The following is an 18,858-nucleotide window of genomic DNA, read 5'->3' on the forward strand; positions in this document are numbered from 1 at the left end:
GTCGGTGATGCAAGATTCGAACTTGCGACCCCTTGGACCCAAACCAAGTGCGCTACCAAGCTGCGCTAATCACCGACTCGTGTAAAAAGCTGACTCGCTTTCAACGGATGCGGATATTACCCACTTGCTCCTGACTCGTCAAACCTTTTTTTTAAAATAAAAACCGTTCGACTACTTTTACAGCGGTTTGTCTGAATATTATCACATTCGCCTGATTGCTATGCAACTTAAGCCATAAACGAGGAGTAAAAAGTATAGCGGATGGTGAAATTAACTCTTCTCTTAAACAAAGCCGGCCAGAGGTATTAAATAACCCTAAAGCAAATATGATCTCAGATGAATTTAGGCTACAACTGAACCATAAACTATGCGAAAATAGCCGGGTTTTTAACCCCTACCATGTAGTAACTATGACAGCATCACTTATTAACGGAAATGAAATTGCGAAGCAAGTGCGCAATTCAGTAAAAGAAAAAGTAAGCAAGCGTATTGAACAAGGTAAAAGAGCACCCGGGTTAGCGGTAATTTTGGTCGGCTCAGATCCCGCCTCTGAAATTTATGTCGGCAGTAAGCGCCGCGCCTGTGAGGAAGTCGGCTTTGTTTCCCGTTCATACGATCTCCCTGACAGCACCACAGAGCAGCAATTATTTGAGCTTATCGATAAGCTTAATAATGATAGCGAGATAGACGGCATTCTGGTTCAGCTGCCTTTACCGGAAGGACTGGACGCCAACCTGGTTATTGAACATATCAACCCGGAAAAAGATGTCGATGGTTTCCATCCCTCCAATGTCGGTAAGTTAGCCCTGCGCCAGCCGGGCCTGCGCCCCTGTACACCAAAAGGGATCATGACCCTGATAGAGTCTACCGGCGTTAAAACCCACGGCCTGGACGCCCTGGTGGTGGGAGCTTCAAACATTGTCGGTCGCCCCATGACCTTAGAGTTACTACTGGCAGGTTGTACCGTAACCACCACCCACAGATTCACCAAAGATCTGGAAAGCAAGGTACGTAATGCCGATCTGGTTGTTGTTGCCGTCGGTAAACCCGCCTTTATCCCCGGTGAATGGATTAAAGACGGCGCGGTAGTGATTGATGTCGGCATTAACCGCCTGGACAACGGCAAACTCAGCGGCGATGTCGAATTTGATGTTGCAGCAGAAAAAGCGGCTTATATCACCCCGGTGCCCGGTGGTGTCGGACCGATGACAGTTGCCAGCTTAATTGAGAATACCCTGATTGCCTGTGAAGAATTCGGCAGCTAAGCTGAACTGACTTATTTTAGCAAAGCGGATAACTTCCCATATCCGCTTTCAACACCTTCTTTATATTAATCCCCCTCCCCCGATAAACTTTCCCCTGCAACTGCCACCAGCATTTATTTTTACGCAAACTTTTCCTGCTAAACATTGCCCTGCTACCAGCAACCACAATTTGAGCGGACAAACTTGCCCTGTTGTTAGTTCTTCCCGCCGGTATGATGCTGCCGTATCAACTAACTCCTTGTAAGGAAAAATAATAATGGTCAGTAAAAATGAATCCCTGTGGCTGACATCCGGCCAAACCGGAGAAAACCTGGCACGCACTCAAGATTTGCCGGTGACCTTTACCCGCGTAGAAATTGGTGATGCCAACGGCACTACCCCGAGCTTAGACCCCGCTCTGACTCAGCTTATCAATAAACGTCAGGACGGAGAGCTTATCTCCCATGAACTCGACCCTTATGATAGCAGCCAGCGCATCATTACTATGGCTATCCCGCCAACGGAAAATTTCAATGCCATTGAGGTACTGCTTTATGCCAAATCTGGGGAAACTGAGTTTGCTCACACTTATTTCACCTTAGCTGCACCTTTTGCAGTACGTACGCTAGAAAACGGTGGTAGCCAGGCATTGGTCAAGTACACCATAAAGGTCAGCCAGGAGACTGACTTTACCATCACTGCCGTACCGGATCTTACCTATGTCACCCACAAAGAACAGACGCTTGCTCTAAACAATATCAAGGCCATGACTAAAGCAGAGTTTTTTGCTTTAGCAGAGCAGCGCCAGGCACAAAGTGCTGGTAGCGGTTTTAGCGAATGGGGAAAGTGGTTAGATAACAGCCATTGGGACAAGGTTAACGAAGGCATGTGGCTAGGCTCTGTTGAGGTGCCAACTCAATATATGCATCTGGGTACAGGGATCAGTGTAAAGCAAGGTAACTCTCGCCATGATGCACCGTATATTATAATTTCAGGTGTTAAACTCAAATTACAGTTTATCGGGGTCGATCATCCAGACTGGATGAATAATATATCATTTCCACCTGCCCCAGATGGCTTAGACAAAAAAGATAATTCAGGACGCTTTAATGACTTAACTACAGCAATTACTGCCGGGGGACAATCACTGGAAACATCTGTATTATCGCGTCAGGACTTTGTTTTCTTAGAAGTCTGGCATGAAAAAATTTCCAAGGAAGATATCGTCTACCCGTTAGGTAATGTTCAATATGCAGGCAAAAATTATCAAAACATCTCCCTGGGTAATACTTTCGTTGGCCAAAGCTACAGTGCTTTAGGAACTTGGGATAACAATACCACAGGTTATGGCACAAGATGGTCTGAATTAAATAAGCAAGATAGAGAACTATTTCTTCAAAATCCAGAAAATAATATTTATACAGACAATGATGAACTGATTCAAGTGCGTTACCGGGTCCGGGTAGTTGCCGGACAAGGACAAGACTGGAAGATGACTTCACAGCTTGGCAACAATAGCATTGAGAATAACCTCAGGGTAAAACCTCAAGGACAGCAAACCATCAGGCCCGCAAGTGATTTAAACAGCTATGATGGTGATAAATACGGCTGGTTTGTTGATAAAGATAACACGGAGTTTGATAACTATGTCACAGCACAGTCAGGTGACAATGGCCTTTTTTATGCGGTTAATGCTAATACATCAAATGGTCTGTCATATGAAAAAGAAGGGCAATATTACGGATATAATGGACTCTGCTACGCTCTGCCGATTGCTTTAGTCCAACGTAGAAACCAGGGAGCCTATCATCCTAGCTACAACCCACAAGGAACAAGCACTTGTGTCACGAGTGTAAACGATACGGTTTTTGGCAACCCTTGGTATGAAAATAATGTCATCAAGCCCAACTCCGCCAGCGAATGTTTTTTAGTACAAAACTATGGCGATCCCAATCCTGTTGCCGGCGCCTATTACGACACAGGCTCTTTATTAAGTGAAAGTACATATAAAGGAAAGGGGCGCCCGGACGGTAAATTTCATGATGCTATCTATGCAGATGATATTAAGGATCTGCGCATGTCATCTCGCAATTTCGATAAGACAGAAATTAGAGAACGATACAAGCGCAAAGCTATTGCAGGAGAAATAAGAGGCTTTGAAGGCGTCCCTTTTACCAGCCCGCTATCCCTTTACTTCACCGGTACCTTAAAGGTCAATGGCCCTGCCTTTTATAATGGCATTACAAATTCACACCCCAGAATTCAAGTTGCAATAGAATCGACTACCATAGAAGAAGCTGGTATTGAACCAGCTATGAATGGCCGATATACAGTACTCTATGGCGATAATGGTAACGTAATGTCTGTCTATGGCTTTAATCACATCAGCTTTGGAGATGGTAATACTTATATCTGGACAGACTTTAAAGATGGCCCGGCAAGACATGAAGAGTTTAACCACTTGTTTCCGCCAGGCACTGTTATAAGCGCTTTAATATTAACCGAAAAAAGCCAACATAGCTCGGTACAGCCAATGTGGAGTGATATTATCGGCAGGCCTGATAAAATAGCCGCAACCTTCCCTGATGGCGTTGAAGGCCAATGGGTACCAATAATTCCAGATGGTAGTCATAAGATTTACCCGCTGAACCGAAAATTTACCGGCTATTTACAAAGAGAAGTTACCAACAACAACGGGCTTAACTGGGTTATAGGTACTTTAGATATTCTCGATGAAAATCATAACACTTATAATTATAATTTAGGGGCTGATCAGATAGTTTTGCTTCATTATCATACTCCCTCCCATTTTACTGAACACACAAACAGCTCTAAAGTAATAGCTCTGGGGGATGTCTGGGCTGGCGCCCATAATATATCGACCTATGGTACAGGCTTGATAAGCAGCTTGATTAATAAAGTCCCCGTAAGTACCGATAGTTTAAATATCCCAGTTACAAGATATGGGCTTGACCGGGAAAGAAAACTTGATCCGGGAACCTGGGGGGGCGGTGCTTGCCAGCACATCCCTATTATACTTAATGCAACAGGACCTGCAGTAAAAGTACTTGATTATCTGACAGAAAGTAAAGGTAAATTACGGCTAAACTATGCCTACAAAGAACTTATCCATGATGGTAATTCGTGGGGCGACGATGGCCAATTTCAAGTAACAAATAATCAAATGACAATGGCGGATGAAAACAGCCAAAACATAACCTACGGCATGGCCGGATTTGACTTACCCTATTTCAATACAGAGATAGCATAGGTTGGTCTGTTAACATTTCAATAAAAAACCAGCAATAAACGCTGGTTTTTTATTTCATAACAGCAAAAAACTATCCTTTGCGCCAGGTAGTACCATTAGCACTATCTTCAAGAATAACCTTCATCGCTGCCAGCTTATCCCGGGCATCATCGGCAGAGGCCCAGTCTTTCGCTGCCCTGGCATCATTTCTTTGCTTGATCAAAGCTTCGATAAGCGCCGCTTCTTCATCGTCACCGCTGTGACCTTTAAGAAAATCTTCCGGCGAGTTTTGCGCAATACCAAGAATTTCACCAAGTTTTACCAGGATATAAGCCAACTCTCCAGCTTTTGCACCATCTTCAGCTTTTAAGCGGTTGATTTCTTTGGCCAGTTCAAAAATTACCGACATGGCTTCCGGGCAGTTAAAGTCATCATTCATGGCCGTTTCAAAGCGCTCGACATAAGCATTGCCTGCCAGTTCTATCTTAGCTAAGTCTACACCGCGCAGTGCGGTATAAATGCGCTCTAATCCGGCTCTGGCCTGGGCCAGGTTTTCCTGGGAATAGTTCAGCTGGCTGCGGTAGTGGCTTGAAGTTAAGAAGAAGCGCACCGTTTCCGCATCATATTCTTCCAATACGCTGCGCAGGGTGAAAAAGTTATTGAGAGATTTTGACATCTTCTCTTTATTCACCTGCACCATACCGCCGTGCATCCAGTAATTAACATACGGGGTATCCAATGCACAGCAGGACTGGGCAATTTCATTTTCATGGTGCGGGAACTGCAGATCCGAGCCGCCGCCGTGAATATCAAAATGATCGCCTAAATGTTTGCTGTTCATGGCAGAACATTCAATGTGCCAGCCAGGGCGCCCTTCTCCCCACGGAGAAGACCAACTCGGCTCGCCCGGTTTTGCCATTTTCCAGAGTACAAAATCCAGCGGGCTTCTTTTACTGTCTTCAACATCTACCCGGGCGCCGGCTTGCAACATTTCCAGGTTTTGCAGACTGAGCTTACCGTAATCTTTATAAGTGCTGACCTCGAACATAACATCACCATTATCGGCAACATAGGCATGCCCTTTCTCAATCAAGCGCACCACCATGGCAATAATTTCATCCATATGCCCGGTCACGGTCGGTGCGATATCGGGACGCATGATGTTTAAATCATCCATATCCTGATACATTTCTTTGGTCATACGCTCGGTCAGGCTGTCGCAGCTCTCACCGTTTTCCGCCGCCCGCTTGATGATCTTATCATCAACATCGGTAATATTACGCACATGGGTCAGGTCGTAGCCCAAATGTTTAAAGTAGCGGGCAATAATATCAAAGGCGACATAAGTACGGGCATGGCCGATATGCAGGTGATCATAAATAGTGATACCACAAACATACAAGCCAACCTTTCCCGGGGTAATAGGTTTAAAAACTTCTTTTTTTCGGCTTAAGGTATTGTAGATTTGTAGCATGAGATCTCTTATGTCCTTTTCTCTTATTATCAATAAAGTAAAAATAGTGTTTCCCAATACGGGAAATTCCCGGCAATTGTAACCTAAGCTGAGCCGGGGGTCATTAAGTCAGATTATTTTATCTCAGATATAAGAGCAATACAGACAAAGTTACGTTACAATTTGCCCGTGTTTAACAATGAGATAAAAAAATGATCACTTTTAAAACCAATTTAGGTGATATTAAAATCGAACTGGATTTTGATAAGGCACCCATCACAGCAAAAAACTTTCAGCAATACGCAGAAGACGGCTTTTATAACGGCACTATCTTCCACCGTGTCATTAAAGGCTTTATGGCCCAGGGCGGCGGTTTTGAACCGGGTATGGCAGAAAAAGACAGCCGTGAGCCTATCCAGAACGAAGCCAGCAACGGCCTGAGCAACAAGCGTGGTACTTTGGCCATGGCCCGTACCCAGGACCCGCATTCCGCTTCGGCGCAGTTCTTTATCAACCTGGTTGATAACGACTTTTTAGACTTTAAGAACGAGTCGGTACAAGGCTGGGGTTACTGCGTATTCGGCGAAGTAACCGAAGGTATGGACGTGGTTGACAAAATGACGTTAGTCGATACCGGCCGCATGGGCTTCCATGACGATGTACCAAAAGATGAAATCATTATTCAAGAAACCATCGTCGAGTAATCGCCGAATAATTGTTAAAGCAGTAACAAGATTCAATGATATCTAAAGCAAATGAGCCGGTAACGTATTTTATTGCCGATTTGCATTTAGCTCAAAACAGGCCGGACATTACGGCCTGTTTTTTATCCTTTTTAAAAAGTAATGCCCCCGAGGCCGAGGCCTTGTATATCCTGGGGGATTTATTTGAAAGCTGGATAGGTGATGACGATAACAGCCCTTTTGTTATTGAAATTGCCCGGGCCCTGGCCGAGCTATCGCAAAAAAATACCAAGATTTATTTTATCCATGGCAACCGGGATTTCCTGTTAGGGAAAAAATACGCAAACAAATCCGGCATGGCCATATTACCCGAAGTTGAGCAGATAGAGCTTTACGGGCAAAAAATGGTGATCATGCACGGGGATACTTTGTGCACCCGGGACATCAATTACCAAAAATTTCGTAAAAAGTCCCGTAGCTGGTGGTGGCAAGCTATCATGAAGAGCTTACCTTTGTTTGTGCGCCGCAATATCGCCGAAAACTACCGGAAAAAAAGCGCCATGGCCACATCGGTTAAATCCCAGGAAATCATGGATGTCACACCGCAAGAGGTTGTCAACTGCCTGGAGCAATATCATAGTCAGTTACTGATCCACGGCCATACCCACAGGCCGGCGGTTCATCGGCTAACGGCCAACGGACAAGAAGCCCAAAGAGTGGTATTAGGCGACTGGTATGAACAAGGCGCCTGGCTCAAATTTACTCCGAAAGGGTATGAGCTGCTTAATCAGCCTTTTGAGCAATCTGATTGATAACAGCTCCCGCATACAAACAAATTTCCTACCTTGCTTGCTCTTCATTGTGATGATTAACTGACCTAAGCTATTGTCCATAGGATGATGCGGCTGACAAAGCCGCTTTAACAACAGTTTCCCAAAAGCCAAAAGCATCCTGGAAAATAAAAATAATAACCCGAGCCAGTCTCTGGTATCATTAGCCGCAATTTTTGATATTAACTACAGATTTGCGAGATGACAGGTCAAAACGATAAATTATTGGCTGTTGAAGGCCTCAGGGGAATTGCCTGCTTTATGGTGGTGTTGTCCCATCTAAGCTTGATTTTCTATCCCTATTTGCATAACTTTAATGCTGCAGACAGCACGGGCTATGATATTCAGAATCTCATCCATCATTCTCCCTTTACCTTTTTCTTTTCAGGCAGTGCCGCTGTTTATATCTTTTTTGTGCTAAGCGGTTATATCCTGACCAAGGTCGCCTTAAGATCTCAGCCGTCATTGTCGCGTATTTCTTCCATGGCGATAAAACGCTATCCCAGGCTAATGTTGCCGGCACTGATTTCTTGTTTGCTGGCAGTAACAATCTTCCAATTTGTCGGTATGCCCGGTTCAGATATGATCCACTCGATCAATAACTATGGTGATTTTGATTATTCACTGACCGGCGCTCTTTATAACGGCACTATCGACACTTTTTTCCTCTCCGGGCAAAGTTTGTACAACCCGGTATTGTGGACCATGAAAGTTGAATTACTCGGCTCTTTTATCATTTATTTTCTCTGTATGAATAAAGCCTCGTTCAATATTCCTTTCCTCTCAATTATCAGCCTGGTGATTTTACTCGCCTTAACCGGCCTGAAACTAATAGGCACGGGGTTAACCGCAGGCCTGGTTGCTTTTTACGGTGGTTATTACTTTTGCCGATACGGTCGGATGATCCCGCTTAAAATAGCCATCCCCTTGCTGTTAACTGGACTTTACCTGGCGGGCGCCCACAATGGCAGCAGTTCTTATGCGTTGATAGAAAGCATTGTCGGCCAGAAAACTTATATCCTGGGTAATTTCCTGTCTGGGTTTTTCCTGGTCTATGCGGTTATTTTTAGTGACAGAATTAATGGGGTTTTCTCGGGTAAGTTACCGGTATTTATGGGGAAAGTATCATTTTCCGTGTATTTGATCCATTTGCCTCTGCTCTCGACCCTGGGCTTTTATCTGTTTGAACTCAGTTTTGGCTATAGCAACTCTTATCATTTATCGGCTTTATCCGCCTCGGTACTTACCGTTGCTGTTGTTTATCTCGGCGCCGTCTATTTCTACAAATATGTCGATTTAACCGGCATGAAGATCAGTAACCTGTTTGCCAAAAGCGTACTCGGCATCTTCAAACCGGGTGTTACTGCCACCCAAGCTAAAGAAACAGTTGTTAATAATAGTTAAGCTCAAATCCACACGTTATCATTCAAGCGTGTTAGTTAACCACTAACACGCTGTTAACGCCCTTATCTTCCCGACGGTACACCGCTGTGAAACTTAAAATCCTCATCCGCAGTGGTGATCAACTCGGCTTCTACTTCGGCAAAAAACTTCACCCTTTCACTGATATCTTTACCGGCAACCTGCTCGGCTAAGGTTAAATAGTCCTGGTAATGGCGGGCTTCTGAGCGCAGCAGGGAAACATAAAAATCTCCCAGGCGTTTATCAACATGGGGGGCCAGGCCGGCAAAACGCTCACACGAACGCGCCTCTATATAAGCGCCGATGATCAGCTTATCCACCATGGCATCCGGCTCATAGGTTTTCACATGACGCAGCAGACCTTTGGCATAACGGCACGGCGTAATGCTTTGGTATTCAATGCCGTACTCGTCCATGATTTCCAGCACCTGATAAAAGTGATGTAATTCTTCTTTAATCAACAGCACCATTTTATTTATCAAATCCTGGCCGTAAGGCGAGTCTGACTTGGGAATAACGGCCTTGGTCAGGTTATTTTTACCCGGCAGGCTGCGCCAGTCCCCTTCCCTTTTATAAACTAAAGTTTCAAACGGTTTAAGCCATGCCAGCAGGGCATCACCGCTTGCTTTATCCACCGCGTATTTGCGGATCAGGAACATCGCAGACTGGGCGGCTTTTAGCTCACAAATTAAATGATCGATAAGGACCACAGGTAAATTTTCTTTTTTAGCTGCTTCATCAATCCACGCTTTTGGGGTTTCACAGGCTAAAAAATCTAAAATGGGGGCTAACAACTGCTGGTGGGACACGCAAACCTCGATACTTAACATAACAAAAGCGATAAAAGAGCAATTTTATCATGAATGTTTTCATCAGGTGTATAGCCACATCAAAGTTAATAGCGGCTAAGTGTTGAAAATAAGCTTGAGAACTGTGCCCGGCCATGATTTATTGAGATACTTACTACAGCTAGTCCATCAAGAAGCCAAAAAATGAAAACTGCCGCAGAGAAATTAACAGAGAAACACCAGAAACTGGTACATACCGAAGCCATTAAAGTGTTATCCCACGTACAGCGCGAACAAGATGAATGGCTCATCAATACCTTAATGTTGGAAGGTGTTGATGTGCCTTTTAAATATAAAAGAAAGCAGCAATATAAGTCATTAACCGGCCAGCGCATCAATATTACCTATTACCCGGCAACAGAAACTGTGGCAGGATTCGAGATCGAGGTAATGAATATTGTTCGTATTCGCACCAGTTAATAGCGTTATGGTATAAAAAAAATTCCTAACCTTGATTTTCACTATTAAAAAGCCTAATCCCAGTCAAATTACGCTTGTTTTTCAAACAACTCTTGACGAAAGCTTCGCCATCTTACATAAATAGCATATCGGTAATAAAAATAATTAAGCCGAAAATAAAACAGCAGGGATTGCTGTTAACTATTAAGTTGGGGATAGCAAGAGGATAATAAGCATGATATTAAATCATATATGGGGGCTTTATGCTCACCCGAAAGAAGAATGGCAAACAATAGAAAAACGTCATGAAAGCTTAATGTACAGCTTAGTACATATCTTGACCGTAGCTCTAATACCAACCATTTGCGGTTATTATGCCGCCGCACACATCGGCTGGACCATAGGCGCAGGAGATCCGATAAAGCTAACCCAGACAAGTGCGGCAGTCATGGCCGTCGCCATGTATTGTGCCCTGATAACCGGCGTATTTTGCCTGGCTTACCTAATTCACTGGATGGCAAAAACTTTTGATTCAACGCCTAACTTTACCCAGTCATTAGAGCTGGCAGCTTATACTGCCACCCCTCTGCTGATGGTAGGTGTTGTCGCTTTAGTGCCCATACTTTGGGTCATGGTATTGGCTGTTATGGTGGCCATGTGCTACTCGGTATACCTGCTATATTCCGGCGTACCTATCATGATGAATATCCCGGAAGAAAAAGGTTTTATCTATTCCAGCTCGGTAGTCACCTGTGGTTTAGTGATGCTGGTTGCCATGATGGCAACAACGGTCATTTTATGGAGCATGGGCTTAGGGCCTCAGTACATGGCTTAAGAAAAGGCCAGGCGCTAATATAAAACAACAATCGGTTTTACTTTAAAACCAGAAATAAAAAAGGCACCTTAAGGTGCCTTTTATGTTCAGGATGAACGGTATGCTGCAAATACAGGATGTATAAGAGCAGCGATGTTCAGGATGAACTCAGCTCACAAAAACAGAGTTACGCCCCTTCATTGTGCATGTCGATAATAGAGTCGGCATTTTTATCGGAACGTTCTTTGGTATCATTGTTACGCATGGCATCGAGTCTTTCCAGGTAGCCCTGGTCGATATCATTGGTAATATAATTGCCGTCAAACACAGATGTTTCAAACATCTTAATTTCCGGGTTGGCAACACCAACCGCAGCAACCAAATCATCAATGGACTGGAAAATCAGCTTATCGGCGCCTAACAGCTCGCAAATATCGTCCAGTTCGCGGCCATGGGCGATTAACTCATTGGCGCTAGGCATATCAATGCCGTATACGTTCGGGAAGCGTATTTCAGGTGCGGCGGAGGCAAAATATACTTTCTTGGCACCGGCAGCGCGTGCCATTTCGATGATCTGCTCAGACGTGGTACCGCGGACAATAGAGTCGTCCACCAACAAGACATTTTTGCCGACAAACTCGGCACTGATGGCATTAAGCTTCTGGCGTACCGATTTCTTACGTTGCTCCTGACCCGGCATAATAAAGGTACGGCCGATATAGCGATTTTTAACAAACCCCTGACGGTAAGGCAGGTCCATTTGACGGGCAATTTCCAGGGCGATATCACAGGAGGTTTCCGGAATAGGAATGACCACATCAATATCAAGGTCGTCCCATTCCCGGGCAATTTTCTCACCCAGCTTTTTACCCATTTCCACACGGGAGGCGTAAACGGAAATTTTATCGATAGTTGAGTCCGGACGGGAGAAATAAACAAACTCAAAAATACAGGGGCTATAAGTCGGGTTTTGCGCACATTGCTGACTGTACAACTGGCCGTCTTCACTAAAGAAGATGGTTTCACCAGGAGCCACGTCCCTGACAAAGGTAAATTCACAGGCATCCAGGGCAACAGACTCGGACGCTACCATGTACTCAACGCCTTTTTCCGTTTCCCGCTTACCAAAAACCAGCGGACGGATACCGTTAGGGTCGCGAAACGCCACCATGCCATGACCGATAATCAGGGCTACGGTCGCATAGGCGCCGCGTACCCGCTGGTGGACATTGGCTACCGCAGAAAAAACATCATCCGGGGTAAGGTCGATACTGCCGGTATTTTGTAATTCGTGTGCCAGGATGTTTAACAGCAACTCGGAATCCGAGGTGGTGTTAACATGACGGCGAGCTTCGGTATATAACCAGTCTTTTAACTCGTTGGCATTGGTTAAATTACCGTTGTGAGCTAAAGAGATACCAAAAGGAGAGTTTGCATAAAAGGGTTGTGCTTCAGATGAGCTGGAAGTGCCTGCAGTCGGATAACGGATATGTCCTATGCCTATACTTCCCTGTAAGCGCATCATATGACGCGTATGAAAAACATCTTTCACCAGACCATTTGCTTTACGTAATCTAAATGTATTGTCGTGAATGGTGACTATGCCTGCTGCATCCTGACCCCGGTGCTGAAGCACCGTTAAGCCGTCATAGAGGGATTGAACAACAGAGCTTTTTCCGACAATACCAACGATACCACACATGAACTATTTCTCCGCAAAACGCTTCGTTAAGTAAGAAAACTCGATGACTGTTTCAGATATTCAAAAAACCATTCTATCACCAGTTTAAACTCCGGGATTAATTGCGAATCCGCCCACCAGTTGGTACTCGCTGCCGGGGTAAAAGCATCCATAAAAAATAACAAAGCACTGATGATCAACACCCCGCGCAGGGCACCAAAAGCAAGTCCCAGTACCCTGTCTGTTCCCGACAAACCGGTTTTAGTGACCAGTTGTCCGATAAGATAGTTTACCAGGGCGCCGAGGATCAGCGTAGTTATAAAGAGGATGGCGATTGCGGCGGCATTTCGCAAGAAAGGATCTGAGATATTGGTTAATAAACTGGCCAGGTTCGCATAAAAGGTGCTGGCAACAAAGAAAGCTCCTATCCAAATAATTAAGGATACCGCTTCTTTGACAAAGCCACGAACCAGACTAATTAATGTTGATATGCCAATTAACGCCAAAATGGCATAATCTATCCAAACCATAAATTAAGTTTTCTCATTGATTAGAGGCGCGCATTCTAACAGAAGCTAAGGTCACTTAGCTAACTTTTTATTGCCTTTATTTCGTTTGCGATTACTGCTTTGTCGGATAAAAACGCGCAAGTTTTCCCTGAACCTTAGTCAAACGTTTCAGCTCAGGTAACTTTTTCTCCAATGAGGCCTTATGCAACTCGGGACCGATAAAGACCTTAGTCAGGGTGCCCTTTTGGGTTTTGATCGGTTTGGTAAAAGCGGTATAACCGTTCTTTTTTAATTTACTGAGCAATTCATCGACATTTTTCTTGTGGCGAAAACTGCCCAGCTGGATCACCCAGGCAACATCGACTTTAGCCTTGGCCGGTGGCTTGCTCTCTTGTTTTTTAACCTTTACTGTCTTGGTGCTTTCAGAAGGAGTACTTTCCGCCTCAGTACTTCCCGCCACAATAAAAGCCTCATCTTTGGCCAAGGCCGCCACTTTGACATCGTCACTGCCGGCCACTGTACTCTGCCCGGCTTGCTGGCCGTTATCAGCAACCTCATCAAGTGCCGTTTCATCTGATAAAGGGGCCTGGGCAGGCTTTGTCAGCTTTTCCTGAGGAAAACGTTTTACTTCCTGCTCCGCTTTAAAGGCCGGGGCCTCAGGGATCGCTTCAAAATCAGCCTGATAGGTTTTTTTCTCACCATCGAGCCAATCAGGCAAAAAGATAACGATCGCCGCAGCAACAATGACGGTTCCGACTAAGCGATTTTGAAAGGGTGTAGACAAGGGAAGCTCCTAAACTAACAAACGTCTGATCTCGGCAACGGTAAAGAAAGAACCGAAAACCAGTATCAAATCAGTTGCTTTTGCATTATTACACGCCATTTTAAATGCCTGGGTGACATTGTCAAAACAATTGATGTTTTCATCATCCGTTGTTAACGCCTGGGCAATTTGCTCCGCCGTTGCCGCCCTGGGCCCCTCAAGCGTGCCAAGGTACCAGCCGTCTATGCTTTGAACTAAAGGTTTCAGGCTATTGGCGATGTCTTTATCCGCCAGCATACCAACCACGGCCAACACCCGGGTATAACCCTGTTGCTGGCGTTTGCTGCCAAGCACATTAGCAAGATAACGCGCCGCCTGCGGATTATGGCCAACATCAAGCATGATATCACTTTGCCCGTGAAACATTTCGGTGCGCCCCGGCACCCGGGTTTTATCGATCAGGCCATTGACCAGATCAGTACTGAGTTCAAGCTCAAGTAAAGACAACACAGTTAACGCCGTAGCGACATTATCCTGGGGTATAAACGGAAGCGCTAGATCCGGCAATAGCTGCTCTGCAAAACACCATTGCCAGTTATCCGTGCTAGTTTGCCCGGCCTTGCTTTCAGTAGCAGAGACAAAAAAATCCTTTTCCCGCAGATACATTTTGGCATTGAGAGAGTTGCCATAATCGAGCAACGATTGAGGCGGGTTGTTATCTCCCACCACTACCGGGGTGTTTGCACGCATAATGCCGGCTTTTTCATAACCGATAGCTTCTCGGGTATTCCCTAAGAACGCCTGGTGATCCAAATCTACCGTAGTGATCACCGCAATATCCGCATCGATAATATTGGTGGCATCCAAACGCCCGCCAAGCCCGACTTCCAAAATGATCACATCCGGCTTTTGAGCCATCAACACCAGAAAAGCGGCAAGGGTAGTAAACTCGTAATAGCTGAGGGAAATATCTCCCCTGGCCTGTTCTATTTCAACAAAGGCGCGGATAAAAGCCTGATCGTCGCAGTCTTGTTTATTAATCCGCAAACGCTCATTAAAACGCTCGATATGGGGAGAAGAATAAACAGCAACGGATTTACCCTGGCCAAGCAGGGCATGCTCAAGGAAAGCACAGCTGGTGCCTTTGCCGTTAGTACCGGCAACGGTGATCACTTTGGCAAAACTGAAATCGATATTAAGGCGCGAGGCGACCTGGCCGATGCGGGATAAGCCAAGTTCAATTTCCTGGCTATGAAGGTGCTCTAAATAACAAAGCCACTCTTGAAGGCTGCTTTGCAAAGAGTGGCTTTTAGTATCTTGTGACATAAAAATTATTGGACCGGGCTATCATGCCCCATAAACTTACCTAACAGGCGTGCTAAGGTATCACGCATTTCGCGGCGGTCAACAATTAAATCAATCGCGCCTTTTTCCAGTAAGAATTCGCTGCGCTGGAAACCTTCCGGTAATTTTTCCCGAACCGTTTGTTCGATAACCCGCGGACCGGCGAAACCGATTAAGGCTTTGGGCTCGGCAACATTAATATCACCTAACATGGCTAAACTGGCAGAAACGCCGCCCATGGTAGGATCGGTTAATACCGAAATATACGGCAGGCCTTTTTCGCTCATTTTCGCCAAAGCGGCACTGGTTTTCGCCATTTGCATCAGGGAGAACAAGGCTTCCTGCATACGGGCGCCGCCACTGGCAGAAAAACAAACAAACGGCAGGTTATGCTCCAGACAGTATTCCACCCCTTGAACAAAACGCGCACCAACCACAGAGGCCATAGAGCCGCCTAAAAATGAAAATTCAAAAGCAGCAGCAACAATCGGCATACCTTGAAGTTCACCTTTCATGACCACTAAGGCATCTTTTTCACCGGTATTTTTTTGTGCCGCGCTTAATCTGTCTTTATAACGCTTGGAGTCCTTAAACTTTAAAATATCCTGTGCTTCAAACTCTTCACCGAGTTCAAGGCGCTCGCCCTGATCCAAAAAAGCATCGATGCGGTTGCGGGCGCTGATACGCATATGGTGATCGCATTTAGGACATACCGACATTTGACGGTCTAATTCAACTTTATACAGCACGGCGTTACAGGAGTCACACTTGCTCCAAACACCTTCGGGAATATTGCGCTTTTGTGTCGCTTTCGCTTTCGGGAGAATTTTTTCTATCCAGCTCATAATTTAATTTTTTGCCTGTTGCAACGAGAAAAAGTGTCGACATTTTGCTGAAATAACAACCAACAAACGTCTTTTAATTAATAAAAACAAATATAACCGAGAATTAAACCATAGTTTAGCGTATGTTACCTACAAAAAACTGGTCTGTTTTGTATTTTTATGTACAAATAAACATCATCCTGGAAACATTATTTTAAAAACAAAGGACCAAGATCCCTTTTCGGGATATCAAACGCTTCGGGATAATCGACGTCAACAAAGTACAAACCGCCCGATGGTGCTGTGATCCCGGCAACACATCGGTTTTTAGCTTCAAGTACTTCTTTGATCCAGGTCACCGGCTCTAATCCTTGCCCCACTCTCATCAAACTGCCGGCGATATTTCTGACCATATGATGTAAAAAGGCATTGGCCTTAATGTCTATGATGACATAATGCCCCTGCCTACTGACATTACAATGCATCAGGGTTCTGATCGGCGAATGTGACTGGCAATGCACGGTACGGAAAGAGTCAAAATCATGCCGGCCAATCAAATACTGCGCCGCTTCATGCATCAGCTTTTCATCTAACGGATAATGGCAAAAGCTTAAGCCGCTGCTGAGGATGGCTGAACGCAGATTATTATTATGAATAATATAGCGATAGCGGCGGGCGGTGGCACTAAAACGCGCATGAAACTCGTCACTGACGGGTTTGACCCAACTGACGGCAATATCTTTAGGCAAATGGGTATTGGTACCTAATGTCCAGGCGACATCTTTTCGGATCTTATCGGTATCAAAGTGCACCACCTGATTGGTGGCGTTCACTCCTGTATCGGTACGACCGGCACAAATGACTTCTATCGGCTCGTCCGCGATTTTAGATAACGCGGTTTCTAATGATTGTTGAACACTGACAAAATCATTCTGGCGCTGCCAGCCGTAATAATTTTTACCGTCATATTCAACCCCTAAAGCATATCGCATATTAACCTCCACTACTGCGGGGGCGCATTATCCATTATTTTACGCTGCGATGCCAAGAGTCATTCGTGCGATTTATCCTGAAAAGTCTCCCGTGCTTATTTTGCCGGCCAAGAAAGCGTTTTGCTCCCCGACCCCCATATCGGGGCTTCTTTTCTCCTGAAAATAAAAAATCCGCAACAAATGCGGATTTTTCAGGGTTATTTCAACAAATGACAACACTATCAGCTTAAATCTTTTAACAGTTCCTCTGCCGCCTGTTTTTGCTGGTCATCACCGTCGCTGAGCACATCCTGTAAGATGACCTGGGCATTTTCCACATCGCCGATTTCAATATATACCTTGGCTAAATCCAGCTTTGCCGTCATGGCATTACTGTCATCATCAACGTCGATATCATCGGCTTCGGCGGCAAATTCAGGAAACTCATCAAAACCGACATCAATATTGGTCTTTTCATAAGGCTCCTCATCAGAGGCTTCTTCCTGAGTTTGGGATAATAAACTGTCCACCGAGACAAAATCTTCATCAGCCCCTGAAGCCTGCTCCTGAGGTGTTTCCTCTTGCTGATTTTCCGGGGGTAATTCAAGATCATCGCCAATATCCAGATCATCACCGATATCGAAGCCATCATCCAAAGTATCAGCTATCACATCTTCACTCGGCTCTGCCATCAATTCCTCTGCCAAATCAGGAACATCTGGTGTCAGTGATGACTCTTCTTCAATATTGGCCAGCAATTCATCAAAATCCAGATTATTCAGCTCCTTGATATCATCTATTTCTGATGCTTCTGCTATCTGTTTTTTCGTGCTCGATTCATCGGTAAGCAAATCAGCCAAAATATTCTCATCGGTAAAGTCTGGCGTGATCTCATTAGCCACTTCCCCTGTTTCCGCTTGCTCGCCTTCAGCTACGCCTTCTTCCGTTAATAGCTGGGATAAAGCGGCTTCATCAAGCTCATGTTCGAAAGCGTCGGTGAGTTCATCTCCCCCCTCACTTTGAGCAATCTCATCCAATAGCTCATCCGGGATGCCTTCTTCCAGGATATCGTCACCAATATCGAGTTCATCCTCAACAGATGGCGTTTCACCTTCCACATCCTGCAAAATAGCATCAAGATCGAGTTCGCTGTTCAGCTCATCTTCCTGAGCAGCGGGCTCATCCTGCTTATCAATATCTTGTTTACTGTCTTCGCTAACCGCTTCGGTTTCCAAAGCACTTTCACTATCAGCAGCTTCTGTACTTTCCTGGTCAATTTCCTCAGTAATGGCTGGATCACTTTCCTTGGCGCTGTCTTTACCTGTAATATCGCTAAAGTCCATCGCCAGGAAGGGAGCAACATATTCTTCGGTGAAGCTCTCTATTTTCGCGCGAGTTTCGGCATCTGTTGTGCTATCAGTATCTTGCTTTGAAGCCTCGGCATCAGATGGCTGTTCACCGCTTTGCTCTGCCGCAACATCCTGTAAGACATCATCAATATTGACCTCGTCATTGGCCAGGTTTTGGACATCCCCCAAAAGGGCATCAATATCGTCGGGATCTGTCACCTCGGCATTGGCATCAGCAACCTCAGGTGCTGCCTCAGACTCTGGTGCTGCCGCTGCTTCCAACAAGGCATCGATATCATCCGGATCGGTAACATCCGCCCCTTCAGGAATTTCTTTCGCGGCCTCAGGCGCTGGTGCTGCCGATGCTTCCAACAAGGCATCGATATCATCCGGGTCAGTAACATCCGCCCCTTCAGGAATTTCTTTCGCCGCCTCAGGCGCTGGTGCTGCCGATGCTTCCAACAAGGCATCGAT

Annotated in this window: 16 protein-coding genes and 1 tRNA gene; 7 read left to right on the forward strand and 10 right to left on the reverse strand. The window is 45.3% G+C overall.

Annotated elements, in window-relative coordinates; genetic code table 11:
* Window position 1: 1 nt before the first annotated feature.
* Window positions 2-75: transfer RNA gene (locus QL234_RS31610), tRNA-Pro, on the reverse strand.
* Between the two features lie 335 nt (window positions 76-410).
* Between QL234_RS31610 and folD the strand changes: the two genes are divergently transcribed.
* Window positions 411-1,265, forward strand: coding sequence for a bifunctional methylenetetrahydrofolate dehydrogenase/methenyltetrahydrofolate cyclohydrolase FolD (folD, locus tag QL234_RS31615; RefSeq protein WP_281561709.1), 855 nt, complete (start codon window positions 411-413; stop codon window positions 1,263-1,265).
* A 256-nt stretch (window positions 1,266-1,521) separates the two neighbouring features.
* The gene (locus QL234_RS31620) at window positions 1,522-4,515 is read left to right on the forward strand and encodes a hypothetical protein (RefSeq protein ID WP_281561710.1); all 2,994 of its coding nucleotides are present in this window, start codon (window positions 1,522-1,524) and stop codon (window positions 4,513-4,515) included.
* Window positions 4,516-4,585: 70 nt separating this feature from the next.
* On the opposite strand, the gene cysS is transcribed toward QL234_RS31620, so the two are convergent.
* Window positions 4,586-5,968, reverse strand: coding sequence for a cysteine--tRNA ligase (gene cysS, locus QL234_RS31625; RefSeq protein ID WP_281561711.1), 1,383 nt, complete (start codon window positions 5,966-5,968; stop codon window positions 4,586-4,588).
* A 191-nt stretch (window positions 5,969-6,159) separates the two neighbouring features.
* Here cysS and QL234_RS31630 point away from each other — a divergent pair, with 191 nt between their 5' ends.
* The 3 genes from QL234_RS31630 (at window position 6,160) to QL234_RS31640 (ending at window position 8,864) form a co-directional block, all read left to right on the forward strand.
* Entirely contained in the window at window positions 6,160-6,651 is a 492-nt protein-coding gene (locus QL234_RS31630) for a peptidylprolyl isomerase (RefSeq protein WP_281561712.1), read from the forward strand.
* Between the two features lie 35 nt (window positions 6,652-6,686).
* Window positions 6,687-7,442 carry a UDP-2,3-diacylglucosamine diphosphatase gene (locus QL234_RS31635; protein WP_281561713.1) on the forward strand — a complete coding sequence of 252 codons (756 nt, stop codon included), beginning with the start codon at window positions 6,687-6,689 and terminating at the stop codon, window positions 7,440-7,442.
* Between the two features lie 219 nt (window positions 7,443-7,661).
* Complete coding sequence (locus tag QL234_RS31640; RefSeq protein WP_281561714.1) at window positions 7,662-8,864, forward strand: acyltransferase; 1,203 nt, start codon at window positions 7,662-7,664, stop codon at window positions 8,862-8,864.
* Between the two features lie 62 nt (window positions 8,865-8,926).
* Here the strand turns inward: QL234_RS31640 and miaE are convergent, their stop codons facing one another.
* Window positions 8,927-9,691: a tRNA isopentenyl-2-thiomethyl-A-37 hydroxylase MiaE gene (miaE, locus tag QL234_RS31645; protein ID WP_281561724.1), complete on the reverse strand. Its 765-nt coding sequence runs from the start codon at window positions 9,689-9,691 to the stop codon at window positions 8,927-8,929.
* A gap of 183 nt (window positions 9,692-9,874) precedes the next feature.
* Between miaE and QL234_RS31650 the strand changes: the two genes are divergently transcribed.
* Both QL234_RS31650 and QL234_RS31655 read left to right on the forward strand, forming a co-directional pair.
* Window positions 9,875-10,150 carry a hypothetical protein gene (locus QL234_RS31650; protein ID WP_281561715.1) on the forward strand — a complete coding sequence of 92 codons (276 nt, stop codon included), beginning with the start codon at window positions 9,875-9,877 and terminating at the stop codon, window positions 10,148-10,150.
* A 214-nt stretch (window positions 10,151-10,364) separates the two neighbouring features.
* Window positions 10,365-10,964 (forward strand): Yip1 family protein, encoded by a 600-nt coding sequence (locus QL234_RS31655; RefSeq protein ID WP_281561716.1) that lies wholly within the window; start codon window positions 10,365-10,367, stop codon window positions 10,962-10,964.
* A 166-nt stretch (window positions 10,965-11,130) separates the two neighbouring features.
* On the opposite strand, the gene purF is transcribed toward QL234_RS31655, so the two are convergent.
* The 7 genes from purF to QL234_RS31690 form a co-directional block, all read right to left on the reverse strand.
* A complete protein-coding gene (gene purF, locus QL234_RS31660) occupies window positions 11,131-12,645 on the reverse strand; it encodes an amidophosphoribosyltransferase (RefSeq protein WP_281561717.1) in 1,515 nt (504 codons plus the stop codon).
* A 26-nt stretch (window positions 12,646-12,671) separates the two neighbouring features.
* Window positions 12,672-13,154, reverse strand: a complete 483-nt coding sequence (locus tag QL234_RS31665; RefSeq protein ID WP_281561718.1) for a CvpA family protein — start codon at window positions 13,152-13,154, stop codon at window positions 12,672-12,674.
* Window positions 13,155-13,245: 91 nt separating this feature from the next.
* Window positions 13,246-13,917: an SPOR domain-containing protein gene (locus QL234_RS31670; protein ID WP_281561719.1), complete on the reverse strand. Its 672-nt coding sequence runs from the start codon at window positions 13,915-13,917 to the stop codon at window positions 13,246-13,248.
* A 9-nt stretch (window positions 13,918-13,926) separates the two neighbouring features.
* A complete protein-coding gene (folC, locus tag QL234_RS31675) occupies window positions 13,927-15,222 on the reverse strand; it encodes a bifunctional tetrahydrofolate synthase/dihydrofolate synthase (protein ID WP_281561720.1) in 1,296 nt (431 codons plus the stop codon).
* 5 nt (window positions 15,223-15,227) lie between these two features.
* A complete protein-coding gene (gene accD, locus QL234_RS31680; RefSeq protein WP_281561721.1) occupies window positions 15,228-16,085 on the reverse strand; it encodes an acetyl-CoA carboxylase, carboxyltransferase subunit beta in 858 nt (285 codons plus the stop codon).
* Between the two features lie 188 nt (window positions 16,086-16,273).
* The gene (gene truA / locus QL234_RS31685; protein WP_281561722.1) at window positions 16,274-17,056 is read right to left on the reverse strand and encodes a tRNA pseudouridine(38-40) synthase TruA; all 783 of its coding nucleotides are present in this window, start codon (window positions 17,054-17,056) and stop codon (window positions 16,274-16,276) included.
* Between the two features lie 221 nt (window positions 17,057-17,277).
* A partial coding sequence (locus QL234_RS31690) for a FimV/HubP family polar landmark protein (protein WP_281561723.1) occupies window positions 17,278-18,858 on the reverse strand: 1,581 nt, incomplete at its 5' end.

It is taken from the genome of Thalassomonas sp. RHCl1 (genome assembly GCF_947387555.1).
GTDB lineage: Bacteria > Pseudomonadota > Gammaproteobacteria > Enterobacterales > Alteromonadaceae > Thalassomonas.